The following is a 16,545-nucleotide window of genomic DNA, read 5'->3' as shown; positions in this document are numbered from 1 at the left end:
AAACTAAATCTATCTACTTCTTAATGAAAAGCATATTGCGGAACTTGTCAATTTTTTCATTTGAAAAAGTGTATTTTTTTTCAATGAAAATAATTGCTTTTTTCAATATCTTTAAATTCAAGGCAAAACCAAATAAAAAACCACCGCAGAAAAACGATGGTTTTTTTATGAAACAGAATGAATTAGAAAGAAAAACCTTCTAAGTTTAAGCTGTTTGTAGAAAGAGCAAGATCAAGACTAGAAGTTTGATAATCTTGTTCACGTTGTTTAAGAATTTCCTTAGTAACGTGACCTGCCGCGATTTCGCGCAAAGAAACTACAGTCGGTTTGTCGTTATCCCATTCTACAGTTGGCTCCATGCCTTGACGTGCCAATTGACGAGCACGTTTACTTGCAACGAGCACAAGCTCAAAACGGTTGTCTACATGATCTAAACAATCTTCAACGGTGACGCGTGCCATAAAAGTTCTCGTTTTGGAATGGTGAATTTGAACAGACTAAATAGTATAAAAGGCTTTCGATCTAGACTCAAGTTATTCCTGTTTTGGTTGAGGAGTAATCAAGTCTTGAATTAATATTTGATGACGTTTTGCTTGCTGAGATAGCACTAGACGGTTTGCTGTAATCACCGCTTCAAGCTCATGTAAGGCTTTATTAAAGTCATCATTAATAATGATGTAATCAAAGTTCGTGTAATGCTGCATATCTTCAACTGCACAGCCTAAACGATGTTCAATGACTTCAACTGAGTCTGTGCCGCGATTAGATAAACGCTGACGGAGATCAAACTGTGTTGGCGGTAAAATAAATATTTGCTTGGATTCAGGAAAAAGTTTGCGTACTTGCTCTGCACCTTGCCAATCAATTTCAAGTAGAACATCGTGTCCTTGAGCTAATTGTTGTTTTACAGTTGCTTGAGACGTGCCATAGTAATTACCAAATACTTCAGCGTATTCAATAAAACCGTCATGGTTGACTTGGTCTAGAAATTCATCTTTTGTGGTGAAGTGATAGTGAACACCATCTAATTCGCCGGGACGTTGACCTCGGGTAGTATGTGAGACTGAAACATGTAAGTTGCTCACACGGTCAAGCAGGGCTTTCACCAAAGATGTTTTGCCCGTTCCTGATGCAGCAGAAACGACAAACAATAGACCCGACATGATATTTTTCCTGATATGATAAAATATCTTCGCTATTGTAGTGTACCGTGCGTTTAAACTGAATAGTTTTAATTGCAAATATTCAAGAGAAATTCCCCTGTTTTATTAATTTTGAGGCTGTTATGGAAATTGTGTTAGCTAATCCGCGTGGTTTTTGTGCCGGTGTTGATCGAGCCATAGCAATCGTCAATCGGGCTTTAGAATGTTTTAACCCTCCTATTTATGTACGTCATGAAGTTGTACACAACAAATTTGTTGTAGATGACTTACGTCAAAGAGGGGCAGTTTTTGTTGATGAACTAGATCAGGTTCCGGATGACTCAATTGTAATTTTTAGTGCTCACGGTGTTTCAAAAGCTGTTCAGCAAGAAGCGGAGCGCCGAGGCTTAAAAGTGTTTGATGCGACTTGTCCACTGGTTACCAAAGTTCATATTGAAGTGACTAAATACGCGCGTGAAGGTACTGAAGCAATTTTAATTGGTCATGAAGGGCACCCTGAAGTTGAAGGAACAATGGGGCAATATGACAAATTGAAAGGGGGTGACATTTATCTGGTTGAAGATGAAGCTGATGTTGCAGCACTTGCAGTAAGACATCCTGAAAAACTTGCATTTGTAACCCAAACAACTTTATCTATTGATGATACAGCTAAAGTTATTGATGCTTTGCGTGCAAAATTTCCTCATATTCAAGGTCCGCGTAAGGATGATATTTGCTACGCAACTCAAAACAGACAAGATGCTGTACGTGACTTGGCCGAACAATGTGATGTGGTATTGGTTGTAGGCTCGCCTAACTCATCAAATTCTAATCGTTTACGTGAGCTTGCAGAGCGTATGGGTAAAGCTGCTTACCTTGTAGATAATGCTGATCAGTTAGAACAGTCATGGTTCAATGATACTTGCAAAATTGGTGTGACAGCGGGTGCTTCAGCGCCAGAAATTCTCATTAAGCAAGTCATTCAACGTTTACAAGACTGGGGCGCGCAAGCACCTAAAGAATTAGATGGACGTGAAGAGAATATAACTTTTAGTCTTCCTAAAGAATTACGCATTCACGTGACTCAAGCATAAAATGTGACTTATTTAACATACTGATTTTAAAATAGTAAAACAGATAATTGTTGATGTGACGATTATCTGTTTTTTTATACCCTTTGTCTGCTTTGTATTTGTTTTGTAAATCTAAACCGTAAAATTTAAATAATAAATAAAAAATTCTTAAGTTTATTTGGGGTTCTGGGGATGAGGGGAATTATTCCGCAAGAAGGGTTCACCTTGGTTGAGCTCATGGTGACGATTACAGTAATGGCTATCATTGCAATGATGGCTGCGCCGTCTTTTACCCAAACGATTCGTAAAAACGAATTGATTGCTGATACTAGTAATTTTGTTAACTTACTGGCTGAAACTCGCTCAGAAGCTGTATTTAAACAAAGTAATCGAGTGTTGGCTTTAGATAGTAGCGTGACCACCTTTTATAAAAAATGGATACCTTCTAGCCGTGTTGAGAAATACAGTGGTGCCGCAAGTGTTACCTATAACCGTCAGGGACAATCCACAGCAACAGGAAACTTATGTTTTGTATTCAGACATACTTTAGATAACACTTTAATATCTTATATTTATGTGCAAAAAGATGGCATCGTTTTTTACGATAAATCGGCAACAAGCTGTCCGAATTAACTGGGGAAATAATAATGATAACCTCTCAAAAAGGTGCTGGTTTAATGGAAGTACTTGTTGCACTACTTTTATTGAGCATTGCTGTACTTGGTTTTGTTGCTTTACAAATACGAGCAGTTGCTGCAAGTACTGAAGCAGGTCAGAACATTCAAGCAACCAATATTGCCCGAGATTTGGCAGAACGTATTCGTGTGAATCGAACTGGTTTAAGTAGTTATGTAGATATTGGTAGCACTGACATATTAACAGACTGTTCTACAACATTTTGTAATGCTGCTCAGATGGCAAAATACGATTATGCTCAGGTCAAACAACATGCTACAGACTTAGGTATGAGTCTTGCAGTATTAAATTGTCAAGGCTCTACGTTAACTCGTCAATGCATATATGTTGCATGGGGTGGTACTACAGCTACAGATGGAAGTAGTGCTCCAAATTGTACCAATGGCACAGCCTATGTACCTGATGCCAAATGTATCATTATGGAGGTTTATAACCATGATTAAACCTCAACAAGCTTTTACTTTGATTGAACTTATGATCGCTTTGGCGCTTGGTTTGCTAATTGTTGCTGCTGGACTTGCTGTTTTTTTAAGTAGTCAGCGCTCAATGGGTTTGCAAAGTAGTTTAGGAGGCTTACAGCAAAATGCCAATTTTGGACTTTCATCTTTAACACATGATTTACGACATGCCAATTTGAATACCCCATCCAGTCAATATGTAAATAATAAAGTGATTGGTTCAGGTATTATTTTTGCGAAAGAGAATCTTCCTAGCAATTTACAAAATATTCCCAATTTAGAAACTAAATTTGTTTCCTTACAGAATAATGATACTGACAATACTTCTGGGAAAAGTGATCAGTTAACTATTCAGTATGTGCCTGCTGCAAATGAAATCATAGATTGTGAGGGAAATACGATTACCGATGCACAGTCTAAAACTATTGTCCAACGCTACTTCCTAAAAGAGATTAATAAACCTACAGGTGAGCCAATTTCTTATTCATTGGCTTGTGATGCTGGATGGTATGCGACTGGTGATACCGCAATTACTGGTCTGGATAATAACGCACAACAAATTATGCAATATATTGATGCTTTTAAAGTGCGTTTGGGGGTCAGAAAACTAGATGATAACACATTACGCTATATGAACTTGAGTGAATATAAAGCAGCCATGGGTAGTAGCATTACTGATCCAAAAAAATATTTACAAGTTATTTCTATTGAAATAGGGGTATTAGCACGCTCGACAGGAAAAATTGGTTCTGATTCAACTTTAAATAACCAAAAGATATTTAAATTGGCAGGACAGAATGTGACATTAAGTGGAACAGATGCAGTCAATCAAAAATATTTACGTCAGGCTGTAAGTCAAGTGGTGGCATTAAGAAACACATTGGGGGCCTCATGAGAAGAAAGCAGCGCGGTGCAACACTCATTGTTGTTCTTATTATTTTAATCATGGTGACCTTGTTAGGTACTCTTGCGATTAAATCAGGCATTTTGGGCTTAAAAATTGCTACTAATAGTCAAGTAAATGCTTTGTTGCTCGAAAACTCTGATGCAGCATTATTTAATATTGAGAACCCAGCAAAGATTGAGCAGCAACTGGCTTTAAATGGCATGTTTGCCTATTTTAACTCGGCAGATAATGCACAAGATGAACTGGTATTTTGTTATAAGGCATCAGAAAGTACATTTTTTAGTTTACAAAAAGCAAGTGCGATTACTTCTGATGGTGGGACAACGAAAATTGGGGTGGAAGGTTTTTGTAAGTCCAATTGGTTTGCAACAGGTCGTTCAGCCGTTTTATCTCAAATTTATTTAACCCGTGCAACAACTACAGGTAGCCCATTTGGAAATGTACCAATAGGAACTGGTTTAGGACAAAGTGATATTCCTAGTATTTCGAATAATATTGGAGCTACTGTTATTTCAGTGTTACCAAGTTTTTCTGGAGCGAGTAGCTCACAAATAGAAAATTGCTTTAAACAACGCGCTTCTTTTATAGGTGCTTGTTTTGATGGGTTAAATATACCTTATAACATGCAGCATGCAGATTATACCGTTGGTGGTTCGCCAAAGTTGGCATCGTAATACAGAAAGATTGGGGATTGAAAAATGATGAATTTAAATCAAAAGAAATTGCTTTCTATAACGGTGTCAGCATTAATGACATTTACGACTTGTTATAGTGTTTCGGGCTATGCGAGTGATATTGATATTTATAAAAGTTCGACTGGTGGTAAAACATCTATTTTATTAATGTTAGATACTTCTGGAAGTATGGGGATTAGTTCTCTAGTTTTACCTAAAGTTAATCAATATGGTAGCCCTGGTGATGTGGAGACATCAATTTGTAGTCGTGTTCCTGTAAGTGAGTATTATAGTGATCGCACAACAGCTAATATGTATGAATGGGCATATAATCTTATAGATTCACGGCCTTCTAGCCCAACCTATAATAAATCTTCTATTTATAAAGCTGTAACAATTGGAACAACTACAATTCCTTATTATGTACGTGGTTGTTCTAAAAATGGAATTACACAATATGATCGTCTTTCACGTTTGAAGGATGCAATTATACCTTTGTTAGCCAGTAATGATTTAAGTGATGATGTCATTATGGGGCTAGGGCAGTTTTCTTCTAAAACGGAGTTAACGATTGGAACTGCTAGTAATAGATTGACTGATGGTCACTCTGGAAGAATTTTGGTTCCAAATACAGCATTAACGCAAGCACAAAGAATTAAAATCGCTCAACAAATTGCATCTATTAAATCACTAGATACAACGACTAATGAAGATGGCACATCAAATACAGATCTAAAACTATCAAGTAGTAATTACCCTAACGTAACAAAATCCTCAAGTGGTACACCTACTGCACAGGCTTATGCAGAGGCTGGTGCATATATGATGGGGACTGGAACTGGGAGTGCTGGAACGAATAGTGGTAAGGTCACGACTATTTATGATGGTTATATGGTAAAACAACAAGCTGATAATGATGGGCAAGTATATTTTATCTGTGTGGAACTAGGCACAAGTACCACTTCAGCATTAGGTGCGACTGTAAAACAGTGTGTTAATAGTTGGCCAGGATATGACGCTACAAATAAAACAGCAACCTCTGGAACAAAAATATATAAACCTAATGGTTCAGGAGGGTGGACAAGTGTTTCTGCCATAGATTTTAGAAATACACCTAATGTGGGCAATATGAGCCGACTATGGGAAATTTATACAAAATTACCTGTAGGCTGGCGTTTAGGTGGGTGGATGAAAGTTGATAATGAGCCAATGGATATAGAGCCAATTGTGGGAACTATTTGGGGATATGGCGATAATATTCGTGGTTTAGTATCCTATCGAACTAATCCTTTTTCTGTAGATGGTTCATCAGATAGTTTAATTGGTGGCTTTGCTTACTCTGCTAGTGATACAAAAAATGGAAATATCTATAAAGCTGGTGGTAGTAAATCTTCTTGTGATGGTAATGGCATTTACTTTTTAACAGATGGTGCACCAAACTCAACTAAAGATACAATGGCACAAACAATTATGAATACTACTTTAACCAGTAGTTATGCGTTTGGAGGAAAACCATCAGGTACGGGAGTATTGAATTCACCAACTTTAAATTCAGGCTTATTTGCAGGAGAAACAGGAGGCTGGGAGTATATTGGAGAATATGCGAAAAAACTGCGTAATAGAATAACAGCATCAGATACCCAAAAAAATCCGCAGGATATGAATATTAAAACAGCTGTTGTAGGTTTTGGTTCATCATTTGCAGGTATTCCAAAAAATGCAGATGGTTCTTATAACTGTGAGGCTGTCAAAAATACTAACTTAGATGCATACAATGTCTGTAAATGGGGCGGTTCTGATTTTGGAGGGGGGGGATTTTATTATGCTGAAAATTCAGCAGATATTAAAAACAGTATCATTAATTTTGTTAAAAATGTAACACCACCATTTCAGCCAGTTCTTACAGGTTCCCCAACTTTACCTCAAGATGCATTAAATTCATTGCGTATTCAGCCTTATGCTTATTATGCCTCTTTTACACCAAAACCTCAGGACCCTACTCAGCTTTGGGTTGGAAATATGAATAAGTATAATGTCCTAAGTGGTCAATTGTACGCCGATGATAAATCGACAAAACTATTTAATACAGATGGCTCATTGAACCAATCTGCTAATGGTATTTGGACAGGTGGTATAAAAGGGCAATTACCTTTAGGAATTCAGGTAAATACTGATAATATTCAAGTCGCTAATAGAACAATTTATACCAATCGTGAAATTACAGGAAGTGTAGCGCCTTATACCGCAAAAGAAAGTACTGCTCTGAACAAAGTAACTTTACAAGATCTATTTGCTATGAACCCAGGTAATACCGCCCTTTTTGTTAATGACCCTGCAAAAAACTATTGGTTAAATTTATTAGGTTACAATGTGGGGATAGATCAAACGGTTAACTTAAGTGATGTAATTGGTCAAACGGAGCTTCGCCAAGTCGGGGCAGTAATGCATTCCTCTCCAATTCTTTTGACTCAGCAAGGAAAAATTACGGTTACAAATGGGAAATTAGATACTACAAATCGTCAGGATTATCTTCTATTTGGTACCACACAAGGACTTTTACATATTATAGATGCTGCAAATGGTAAAGAAGTTTTTGCTTTTGCACCTAATGAAATGATGCAGAATCAACCTCAAGCGTTTCTCAGCGAAAAATTGAGTAGCGGTGGAAGTAATCATTTATTTTATGGCATAGATGCTCCATGGACAGCTCATACCCAATATATTGCAAAGTCAGATGGAACACTCACGGTAAATGACTCTGGGCGTACTGTAACAGATGCTACCAGTAGTAAAGAAATTGCTTTAAAAGGTTTGCAATGGGTGTATGGTGGATTGCGTATGGGAGGGCGTAGCTACTATGCGTTAGATTTATCAGATATTACAAACCCTACACTTAAGTTTCATATCAATCCAGCTGGTGCAGATAATACGGATGGAACATTAAATACTACTAATGCATTAAGTTATATGGGGCAAAGCTGGTCAAAACCAACATTGGGCTATGTTAAGTTTGGCGGTGAAAAGAAACTGGTTATGTTTGTTGGCGGTGGGTACGACACTGGTTATGAAGATCCTGCTTATAATCAGACGAATAGTAAAGGTGCAGGCCTCTATATGTTTGATGCCAACAATGGTAATTTGCTTTGGTGGTCAAGCGCTAATGCATCTGCAGATAAAGGTGCTCAAGCATATACTCAGAATAGTGATTTAAAATACAGTGTAGTTAGTCAAATTAATGCTGTTGATCGTGATAGTGATGGTTTAATTGATCATTTGTATTTTGGTGACTTGGGGGGGCAAGTTTTTCGTGTTGATTTAAATAATAATGCAACTGGTACGGATGCAAAAACCCAAAAAGGAAATTTTGCAACACATGTAGTTCGGATACTAAATCAACATGATGATTCTGGTAAAGGGGGGAGTCCTCGTTTCTACGAAATGCCAAGTTTTTCTGTTTCTAGAGATGAAAATGGTTCCCTAGCTGGTGTGGTTGCACTGAGTTCAGGTAACCGTAGTTCACCATTATCAGGTGTAGCTGGTACAAATAATGCGATTGGTACAACTAGTGCAAATGATGGAGTATTTGTTGTTTTTGATAAAGATGTAGTTAAAGCGAATTTATATAGTTTAGTTGACACTGCATTAACTACTAAAAACATTAGTACCTTAGAAGATTTAAATAGCTATTTCAGTTCATTTGGTAATGTAACAAGTAAAGGTGTCACCGTAGCAGGACATAATGGTTGGAAATATACATATAGTTCGGATGCTGGAGTATATAAAGGTATCAATCCGCTTTATGCTCTAGATAGTATGTTATATGTCAACGTTTATCATCGTGATGGTAAAGGGATTAGTGGTTCCTGTGATGCTGGTGTAAAAGGTGATACATATCTATACCAATTTTGTTTGCCGACTGGGAAGTGTGATTTTTATCCTGCAGATAAAAGTACTACAATTACTCCAAACAAAGTAAAGTTAGGGGCAGGACTTTTAGGTACAGGGCTTGGTAGTTATGCGAACGGCTCTACACTGATTAAGAATGTAGTTTCAACAGCGACAGATTGTACTGTGGCAGCCAATAAAAACTTACCAGAATGCCAAGTATTTGATAACAGCGCAAAATTACAGTATTTACGTTGGTATGAAACACGTTAGGGGAAAGTCATGTTTAAACAACGAGCTTTTACCCTACTTGAGTTGATGGTCACTGTGGTGATTATTGCGATTTTAGCTGCTATAGCGTATCCAAGTTATACGCGATACATTGAAAAAAAAGATCTAGCCGTAGCAAAACAAGAGGCTCAGCGTATTGCTACGGAGTTAGAGCGCTTTAAAGCTAAAAACTTTAGCTATAAAGGTTTTGATGTCACTTATCTTTATAATGCTGGAACGGTCACTCCTTATGATGCAACCACTGGTAGTCTATTGTTGCCACTGGATGCTACATCAACAACTGCCAAGTACACATTGACTCTATTAGATGGCACTCAACATTTACCTTTATCTATTTTAAAGGGCTCTGATGGTAACGAGACAGTAGATTCTGCAAAAGTCCAAGGTTTGAACTGGGTTATTATTGTTGAACGGGCTAAGGATAGTAGTGGTGAACCTAAGCAAGCTAATAACTATGATTTACTTATAAACAGTGATGGTTTTCGTTGTATGACAAAAGTTAAAAATGTAGTCAGGGGATATACTGATTGTGGTAGTAGTAGTGAGACATGGTAATGAAAAAATATGAAGGTTTTACCCTCATAGAGCTAATGATTGTGGTTGCTATTATTGCAATTTTGGCAGCAATCGCTTACCCCTCCTATACACAATATAGAATTCGGACAAATCGTGCAGATGTGCAAAGTGAAATGATGCAAACAGCGCAGCGTCTACAAAGTTACTATGTAATTAATCATAATTATACTAGTGCAACGCTAGATAATGGCTTGATAAGTAAAGACTATCCTACCTCAAATGCAGTGTATGGAATTGCTTTAAATGTTAATGATCAAACATGGACACTTACTGCAACTCCTAAAACAAATACGATTCAAGCTGGAAATGGGACTGTACTTTTGAATAGTGACGGGCAGAAATGTTGGACTAAAGGTCAGTCTTGTACAACTTCTACCACTTCCAATTGGGATGGGCGCTAATTTAAATTCAAAACTGCGGATAACTCAAAATTTAATCTTTCTTTCAGGGCAAAAATCACGTAGAATGTTGCCCTCTATGAAAGGGGTTTGAAGTGTTGCCGATGGTCGGCGCAGGGATAATCCGTAAGAATTATAAGGCTTTTATCATGGTTGTTATTCGTTTAGCACGTGGCGGCGCAAAAAAACGTCCATTCTATCAAATCGTTGTGACTGATAGCCGCAATGCACGTGATGGTCGTTTCATCGAGCGTATCGGTTTCTTTAACCCTACTGCACAAGGTCAAGCAGAAAAACTTCGTTTAGATGCAGACCGTTTTGCTCACTGGGTTTCTCAAGGTGCTCAACCTTCTGAACGTGTTGCTTCTTTAGCTGCTCAAGCTAAAAAAGCTACTGCATAATTTTTTGTAGTAGGTAGCCCATGACATCGACACAGAATGTTCCCGAAGATCGTATTCAGATTGGACAGTTACGTTCAGCTTATGGATTGAATGGGTGGCTCTGGGTGTATTCAAATACAGAACCTATGAGCAATATGTTTGACTACCTGCCTTGGTACATTGAGACCAAGGCCGGTTGGCAAACAATAGATGTAAAACGTTGGAAACCACATGGCAAAGGCCTAGTTGTTGCTTTGAAGGGTGTGAGTGATCGCACTGGAGCAGAAAACTTGGTTGGCGCTAATATCTGGATTGCTAAGTCTCAACTGCCAAAAGCAGATGTAGATGAGTACTACTGGTCAGATTTAAAAGGCTTAACAGTGTTTGGTCTTGATGATGAAGAGCAGGAAGTAAACTTAGGTAAAATTCATGAGTTGTTTGAAACTGGAGCCAATGATGTGATGGTGGTACATGCTACCCCAGACAGTATTGATTCAGAAGAACGCATGATTCCTTGGCATAAAGATGTAGTACAACGTGTTGATCTTGAAGCTGGTCGTATTTACGTCAATTGGGGCGTAGATTATTAATCCTTTTAGGATTAATACAGCAGGAAAATAGAGGAGTCTGTGATGTTTTTTGCAGTCATTACGCTTTTTCCTGAAATGTTTGAAGCGATTACAGCCTACGGCATCAGCGGACGTGCGGCAAAACGGGATATCGTACAAGTTACTTGTATTAACCCTCGTGATTTTGCTGAGGGAAACTACAGAAGAGTGGATGAACGTCCATTTGGTGGTGGCCCTGGGATGGTGATGATGGCTGAGCCTTTAGCGAAAGCAATAGCGCATGCCAAACAGCTTGCCTCACAAGCAGGACATGTTCATGTTCCTGTGGTGTATATGTCTCCACAAGGCAAAACCTTAAATGAAAAGGCAGTACAGCAGTTTGTTGATTACGATGGCTTAATTGTACTGTGTGGACGTTATGAGGGAGTGGATGAACGTTTGATCCAGCATTATGTTGATCAGGAATGGTCAATTGGTGATTACGTTTTATCAGGTGGTGAATTGCCCGCTATGGTGTTACTTGACAGTATTATTCGCCGTTTGCCGAATGTAATGTCAGATGAACAGTCAGCAGTACAAGATTCTTTTGTTGATGGTCTTTTAGATTGTCCACAATATACAAAGCCAGACCATTTTGAGGGGCTGGATGTACCGGAAGTTTTAAAATCTGGACATCATGGCAATATCGAAAAGTGGCGTTTTGTGCAGCGGTATCAACGAACTTTAGAACGTCGACCAGAGTTGGCTGAAAAAGTAGAGTTGAATAAGCAGCAGAAAAAATGGCTAAAAGATGCTAAAGGGGATGGTGGTAATTCTTAACCGCTATTCTCGGGAACGAAAGTTCTGCAACAAAACGAGAAGCAATGCTTCGAGTTAAAGCATGATTCTATTTAATGAATAGTTTCATGTATATTCTAAGGCTCTTTATAGACATGTTGTCGTAAAGGGAAAGATAAACGGGTTGATATGCGTTTTAGCCTCTATCCCCAGCGGAACCTCAGACCTCTTCTGACTCCGCACATATTGGAGATTCCCACAATGAGTGGTAAACATCCTTTAGTTCAAATTATTGAAAATGCACAGTTAAAAACTGATATCCCTGCTTTTGCTCCTGGTGACACTGTTATTGTCCAAGTTAAAGTAAAAGAAGGTGAGCGTGAGCGTCTTCAGGCATTTGAAGGTGTTGTAATCGCGAAGAAAAACCGTGGTTTAAACTCTGCATTTACAGTTCGTAAAATTTCTAGCGGTGTTGGTGTTGAGCGTGTATTCCAAACTCACTCTCCAATCGTTGCTAAAATCGAAGTGAAACGTCGTGGTGACGTTCGTCGTGCTAAACTTTACTACCTCCGTGACTTGTCTGGTAAAGCTGCACGTATTCGTGAAAAATTACCAGCTCGTAAAGCGTAAGCTTATACCGAGTAAAAAAATGCGCCTTTTGGCGCATTTTTTTTGTTTAAAAACTATAGTCCTTGTAGTTTTAAACGGTTTGCATGTTGACGGTAAACCGAGACAGGATCTGAGGCAAAAATAGAACGTATTCCCAGTACTTGATTGACTTCATCTAAATGATTCCAGTTGTAATCATCACGAATTGTTTTGCCAAATTTGGCGCTGCATCGAGAAACAAGTCCATCATTATCACCAAACGGATCGACCACTAAACTACTGCCTGTAAGGGCAATATCAAATGGATCTAATGGATTAGTCAGAGCTTTATTTCCAGAGAAAGAATACATATAAATACCTTTCTCTTGGTATGTTCCTTCTCCGCAAGAAGTGGTGGGTACACCCATAGGGAATTGAGCATTAAACTGAGCTGAACCTTTAGTTGATAAGCTATGGGCGCCTGCTAAGGAGTCATGCGGATAGCTAGTCGGATCTAGGCCTCCTGCCCAAGTAATTGCTGCTGAAAACCAGTTTACTAACGTTGCCAAGCCTGAAAGAGGAGTACCCTCAACGTTCAGAATAACATCTGCCATTGGTGATCCCTTATGAGGTGCACCAATCGTGGTAAGTGAGGCAACTTTTTCTGGCATGATACCGGCTACATAGCGAATTGTTGGACCCCCATGGCTATGACCGATTAAATTGACTTTAGGCTTGCCAGTAATGGCAATAATCTCTTCTACTTGCTGTGCAAGTTGTTCTCCACGCACTTCTGTTGAGTTAAATGGTGAGACTCTTGTAGCCCAGACATTTCCTCCATTACGAGCAAGATCAGGAAGAATTTGGTACCAGTAATCGAGACCAAGGGTATCTGTTCCAACTCGGCTAAAGCCAGCCATACCGTGGTTAAAAACCATTGGATATTTTGTTTGTGCGTAAGATGAATATACGAACGAGCTTTTAACTTGTTCAGCATTTGTTGCATGGGCCGCTGAAATACTCAGTCCTGAGAGCATTGCAGCGCAGAAAAACATTAACTTCCTTTTCATTTTTTACTCACTATTTTTATTTTGTATGAAAAGCAGCTTCTTACTGCTAGTGAATGTTTAGCCAGTTCCCAAAAGGAAAGGCTTAATAATTAAATGGCAGTTCACCTCCCTGATCATGCACAGTTTCAAAAGTTCGAAGTCTTAGTTGTTCTTGTGATGAGTTAAATTGTTGTTGGCGTAACTGTTGAATAGCTTGATTTTTGGCGCTATCACTCATGTTACTTTTAAGAATTTCATCTCTTCCACCCAGATAACTGTTGACCCTTTGTTGCCAAGCATTCCGCTCTGTATCTAAAGTTTCTAATCGTTGAGTCGCCTCGGCTCCAACAAGTGCTGTACGCATTTGCCGAAGTTCTTCTGCTGAACCCTTACGAGCTTTAATTTGTTTGGTCAGTGTATGTAAATCATCAAGTTTAGAAAGTTCTTGCAGGTTTTGTTGCCAGTCTTCTGGAAGTTGTTCAAAACGTTCTTTAAGTTTTCGTGCTTTTTCAATTTCACTTAGAGAAGAGTCTTCAAGTATCTGCATTCGATCTAGCGTATAGTTCTGATAGATATCTTCGTTAGAGAAGAGTCCTTCAATTTCAGAGGTCGAAAAGAAGCGTTTTCTTATATCCTGAATTGAATTAAAGATCTTTTGAAAATAATTTTTATCTTGTTGTTTTGCTGACGGTGCTTGGATTTGAGCAAGCTGTTCACGATATTTTAAATAACGGGTCCATAAATCCATAATCTGTGAACGAGCTGGCTCTAGATATTGGCCTTGAATAAATTTCCCAAAGTGATTTTTGATTTGTTCTAAATCATTTTCGCCATATTGAGTAATAAAATATTCAAAGCAGTCGCGTGTTTGACTGTTAACGACTAAATGCTGGGAACTATCAATTTTTAACTGGCAGTTAACTTCAGTGTCTTGCTGACTTTTACTATGATAAGCATCTTCATTTAACGATGAATGATCTGTGGATGGGGCTGATGCTAAGTTTTGAGCTGTATTTTCACTGACTTGGGCTGATGTGTTTTTTGAGTCAGGGCTTAACCAATATACACATGCAATGAGGCTCAAAATAAAAAATCCGAGCACACACCACAATACCTTCTTCTGCATTCCGTGCATAAAGATATCTTCCTTAAGTTTTAATTTGTTGTTTTTTTACTCGATCATTAATGTGCCATAAAATAAGTGAAAAGGCACCTAAATATTGTGAAAATATCTTGCCGAATTTGCTAACATGTCGGCACTTTTTTCTAGCTTTGTGTTCCAATAAAAATGACGACAAAAAATCAAAAAATTTCTCGTCGCCATATTAGTGGTGTATTTCTATTAAATAAACCATTAGGGCTCAGTTCAAATGCGGCTTTGCAAAAAGTGCGTTGGTTATATCGCGCCCAAAAAGCAGGTCATACAGGGGCTTTAGACCCATTGGCGACAGGTTTACTCCCGATTTGTTTAGGAGAGGCCACCAAGTTCTCACACTATTTGCTGGACTCAACAAAGCGCTACCAAACCATCGTTCGATTGGGACAAACCACAACGACAGGTGATGTGGAAGGGGAAATTCTACAGGAGCGCTCTGTTCCTGTGCTCAGCCAAGAGCTTATTGAACAAGCCTTAGAAAAATTTAGAGGTGATATTCAACAAATTCCGCCAATGTACTCGGCTTTGAAAAAAGAAGGCAGGCCGTTATATGAGCTTGCCCGAAAAGGTATCGAGATTGAGCGTGAAGCACGTCCAATCACAATTTATGCCTTAGAGCTCATTGAATTTACTGAAAATAGTATCACTTTGGATGTAACGTGTTCTAAAGGAACATATATTCGTGTACTGGGTGAAGATATTGGTGAGGCACTTGGCTGTGGTGGGCATTTAACGATGCTAAACCGGACTCAAACAGGACATTTTGAGCTTATTCCGAGTTATACCATTGAATATCTGGAAAGTCTGACAGAAGAGCAAAGAGAAGCATTGCTACTTCCAGTTTATGCTCCAGTTGATCATTTCTTAAAAATTCAGGTGCCTGAAGGGCGTGAAAAGTATTTTTGCAACGGTTTAGAAAGCAATATTGAGCATTCTGCAGAAGCAGAAGTTTTGGTTTTTTCGGGTGAGCGTTGTTTAGGCTTAGCTGAGATTACCGATAAAAAACGGTTGGTACCTAAGCGTATCTTAAATTTGTAGTAGATGTAGAGTATAGAGCATGGGCATGGAATGGGACGTTATCCTAAGTTTGATCTTTTTTGCGTTTACTGCTGGAGCAATTGATGCTGCTGTGGGTGGTGGTGGACTCATCCAGATTCCCGGGATCATGAGCACTTTTCCTAACATGTCGACTGCTACCGTAATTGGTACCAATAAAGTTTCATCCATTTTTGGTACTGCATCGGCTGCTTATACTTTTGCGAAAAGAGTAAAGTTGCAATGGAAGCTTTTAGCAGTCATTGCTGTTTGTGCGCTGATTAGTTCATTTGCTGGTGCTGCTTGTTTATCGTTAATTCCTCAATCTGTATTACGACCTTTCGTGTTCGTGATGTTGATTGTGATTGCCGTTTATACGCTAGTTAAAAAGAACTTCGGACAGGTTCACACTGAGCAAAAAATTACTAATAAAATGCTGATTTTGGCTGGTATAGGTAGTTTAGCGATCGGTTTTTATGACGGTATTTTTGGTCCGGGTACGGGCAGTTTCTTTATTTTCTTCTTTATTCGTTTTTTACAAGTCGATTTTTTACATGCTTCAGCTTTGTCAAAAATCGGTAACTTTATGACGAATTTAGCTGCTCTGAGTTTCCTCATTCCGACAGGTCACGCTATTTTGCATATTGGTCTAATGATGGCAGTTGCAAACGTGCTTGGTTCTGTTGTTGGGGTACGTACCGCGCTTAAATACGGTAGTGGATTTGTTCGTATTATCTTTTTAATTTTGGTGAGTATCCTGATTTGCCGTTTGGGCTATCAAATGTTTGTAACAGGCTAAATATTTCGAAAAGTATGAACTGATTAGGAGGCGAAGTTCATACTTTTTATGATGCCATTCAAAATCATAAATATAAAAATAATTACAGAAAT

At 38.6% G+C, this 16,545-nt stretch carries 18 protein-coding genes and 2 pseudogenes; 14 read left to right on the top strand and 6 right to left on the bottom strand.

The features are described from left to right. Nucleotides 1-13: 13 nt before the first annotated feature. The 3 genes and pseudogenes from WA249_RS06385 to gmk form a co-directional block, all read right to left on the bottom strand. Nucleotides 14-82: pseudogene (locus WA249_RS06385) on the bottom strand (hypothetical protein); the annotation flags it as partial. 100 nt (nt 83-182) lie between these two features. Beyond that, nucleotides 183-461: a DNA-directed RNA polymerase subunit omega gene (gene rpoZ / locus WA249_RS06380; RefSeq protein ID WP_002116990.1), complete on the bottom strand. Its 279-nt coding sequence runs from the start codon at nt 459-461 to the stop codon at nt 183-185. Between the two features lie 72 nt (nt 462-533). Continuing rightward, nucleotides 534-1,163: a guanylate kinase gene (gene gmk, locus WA249_RS06375; RefSeq protein WP_336167154.1), complete on the bottom strand. Its 630-nt coding sequence runs from the start codon at nt 1,161-1,163 to the stop codon at nt 534-536. A gap of 122 nt (nt 1,164-1,285) precedes the next feature. Between gmk and ispH the strand changes: the two genes are divergently transcribed. Beyond that, on the top strand, nt 1,286-2,236 hold the full coding sequence (ispH, locus tag WA249_RS06370; protein WP_003653781.1) for a 4-hydroxy-3-methylbut-2-enyl diphosphate reductase: 951 nt from the start codon (nt 1,286-1,288) through the stop codon (nt 2,234-2,236). Here ispH and WA249_RS06365 read toward each other — a convergent pair. Beyond that, nucleotides 2,202-2,502, bottom strand: a pseudogene (locus WA249_RS06365) (hypothetical protein); the annotation flags it as partial. The gene ispH and the pseudogene WA249_RS06365 sit on opposite strands and share 35 nt — an antisense overlap. Between WA249_RS06365 and WA249_RS06360 the strand changes: the two are divergent. From WA249_RS06360 to rplS, 11 genes are all read left to right on the top strand, one after another. Continuing rightward, nucleotides 2,408-2,848 carry a prepilin-type N-terminal cleavage/methylation domain-containing protein gene (locus WA249_RS06360; RefSeq protein ID WP_336167152.1) on the top strand — a complete coding sequence of 147 codons (441 nt, stop codon included), beginning with the start codon at nt 2,408-2,410 and terminating at the stop codon, nt 2,846-2,848. The pseudogene WA249_RS06365 and the gene WA249_RS06360 overlap by 95 nt on opposite strands. Before the next feature lie 14 nt (nt 2,849-2,862). Further along, nucleotides 2,863-3,354, top strand: coding sequence for a type IV pilus modification protein PilV (gene pilV / locus WA249_RS06355; protein ID WP_336167149.1), 492 nt, complete (start codon nt 2,863-2,865; stop codon nt 3,352-3,354). Then, the gene (locus WA249_RS06350; RefSeq protein ID WP_336167147.1) at nt 3,347-4,264 is read left to right on the top strand and encodes a PilW family protein; all 918 of its coding nucleotides are present in this window, start codon (nt 3,347-3,349) and stop codon (nt 4,262-4,264) included. The genes pilV and WA249_RS06350 overlap by 8 nt, the downstream gene beginning before the upstream one ends. Further along, nucleotides 4,261-4,950: a pilus assembly PilX family protein gene (locus WA249_RS06345; RefSeq protein ID WP_336167145.1), complete on the top strand. Its 690-nt coding sequence runs from the start codon at nt 4,261-4,263 to the stop codon at nt 4,948-4,950. Before WA249_RS06350 ends, WA249_RS06345 begins: the two co-directional genes overlap by 4 nt. A gap of 24 nt (nt 4,951-4,974) precedes the next feature. Then, entirely contained in the window at nt 4,975-9,108 is a 4,134-nt protein-coding gene (locus tag WA249_RS06340) for a PilC/PilY family type IV pilus protein (protein WP_336167143.1), read from the top strand. 9 nt (nt 9,109-9,117) lie between these two features. Further along, nucleotides 9,118-9,681 carry a type IV pilin protein gene (locus WA249_RS06335; RefSeq protein ID WP_336167141.1) on the top strand — a complete coding sequence of 188 codons (564 nt, stop codon included), beginning with the start codon at nt 9,118-9,120 and terminating at the stop codon, nt 9,679-9,681. Next, nucleotides 9,681-10,103, top strand: a complete 423-nt coding sequence (locus WA249_RS06330; protein WP_336167311.1) for a type IV pilin protein — start codon at nt 9,681-9,683, stop codon at nt 10,101-10,103. Before WA249_RS06335 ends, WA249_RS06330 begins: the two co-directional genes overlap by 1 nt. 146 nt (nt 10,104-10,249) lie before the next feature. Continuing rightward, nucleotides 10,250-10,501, top strand: coding sequence for a 30S ribosomal protein S16 (rpsP, locus tag WA249_RS06325; RefSeq protein WP_000260334.1), 252 nt, complete (start codon nt 10,250-10,252; stop codon nt 10,499-10,501). A gap of 20 nt (nt 10,502-10,521) precedes the next feature. Further along, nucleotides 10,522-11,070 carry a ribosome maturation factor RimM gene (rimM, locus tag WA249_RS06320; protein ID WP_009392005.1) on the top strand — a complete coding sequence of 183 codons (549 nt, stop codon included), beginning with the start codon at nt 10,522-10,524 and terminating at the stop codon, nt 11,068-11,070. Between the two features lie 42 nt (nt 11,071-11,112). Continuing rightward, nucleotides 11,113-11,868, top strand: coding sequence for a tRNA (guanosine(37)-N1)-methyltransferase TrmD (trmD, locus tag WA249_RS06315; protein WP_336167139.1), 756 nt, complete (start codon nt 11,113-11,115; stop codon nt 11,866-11,868). A gap of 219 nt (nt 11,869-12,087) precedes the next feature. Then, nucleotides 12,088-12,456 (top strand): 50S ribosomal protein L19, encoded by a 369-nt coding sequence (gene rplS, locus WA249_RS06310; protein WP_003653770.1) that lies wholly within the window; start codon nt 12,088-12,090, stop codon nt 12,454-12,456. A gap of 53 nt (nt 12,457-12,509) precedes the next feature. Here rplS and WA249_RS06305 read toward each other — a convergent pair whose 3' ends face one another. Beyond that, complete coding sequence (locus tag WA249_RS06305) at nt 12,510-13,451, bottom strand: lipase family alpha/beta hydrolase (RefSeq protein WP_336167309.1); 942 nt, start codon at nt 13,449-13,451, stop codon at nt 12,510-12,512. A gap of 115 nt (nt 13,452-13,566) precedes the next feature. Further along, nucleotides 13,567-14,598, bottom strand: coding sequence for a lipase secretion chaperone (locus WA249_RS06300; protein ID WP_336167137.1), 1,032 nt, complete (start codon nt 14,596-14,598; stop codon nt 13,567-13,569). 153 nt (nt 14,599-14,751) lie between these two features. On the opposite strand from WA249_RS06300, the gene truB reads away from it, so the two are divergent. Beyond that, nucleotides 14,752-15,657 carry a tRNA pseudouridine(55) synthase TruB gene (gene truB, locus WA249_RS06295; protein ID WP_336167135.1) on the top strand — a complete coding sequence of 302 codons (906 nt, stop codon included), beginning with the start codon at nt 14,752-14,754 and terminating at the stop codon, nt 15,655-15,657. Between the two features lie 19 nt (nt 15,658-15,676). Next, a complete protein-coding gene (locus WA249_RS06290) occupies nt 15,677-16,453 on the top strand; it encodes a sulfite exporter TauE/SafE family protein (RefSeq protein ID WP_336167133.1) in 777 nt (258 codons plus the stop codon). The last annotated feature ends 92 nt before the right edge of the window (nt 16,454-16,545 follow it).

The sequence above is a fragment of the Acinetobacter sp. 161(2023) genome, assembly GCF_037027805.1.
Classification (GTDB): Bacteria; Pseudomonadota; Gammaproteobacteria; order Pseudomonadales; family Moraxellaceae; genus Acinetobacter.
The sequence above is the reverse complement of the archived record's forward strand: the minus strand, read 5'-3'. Positions and strand labels throughout refer to the sequence as shown.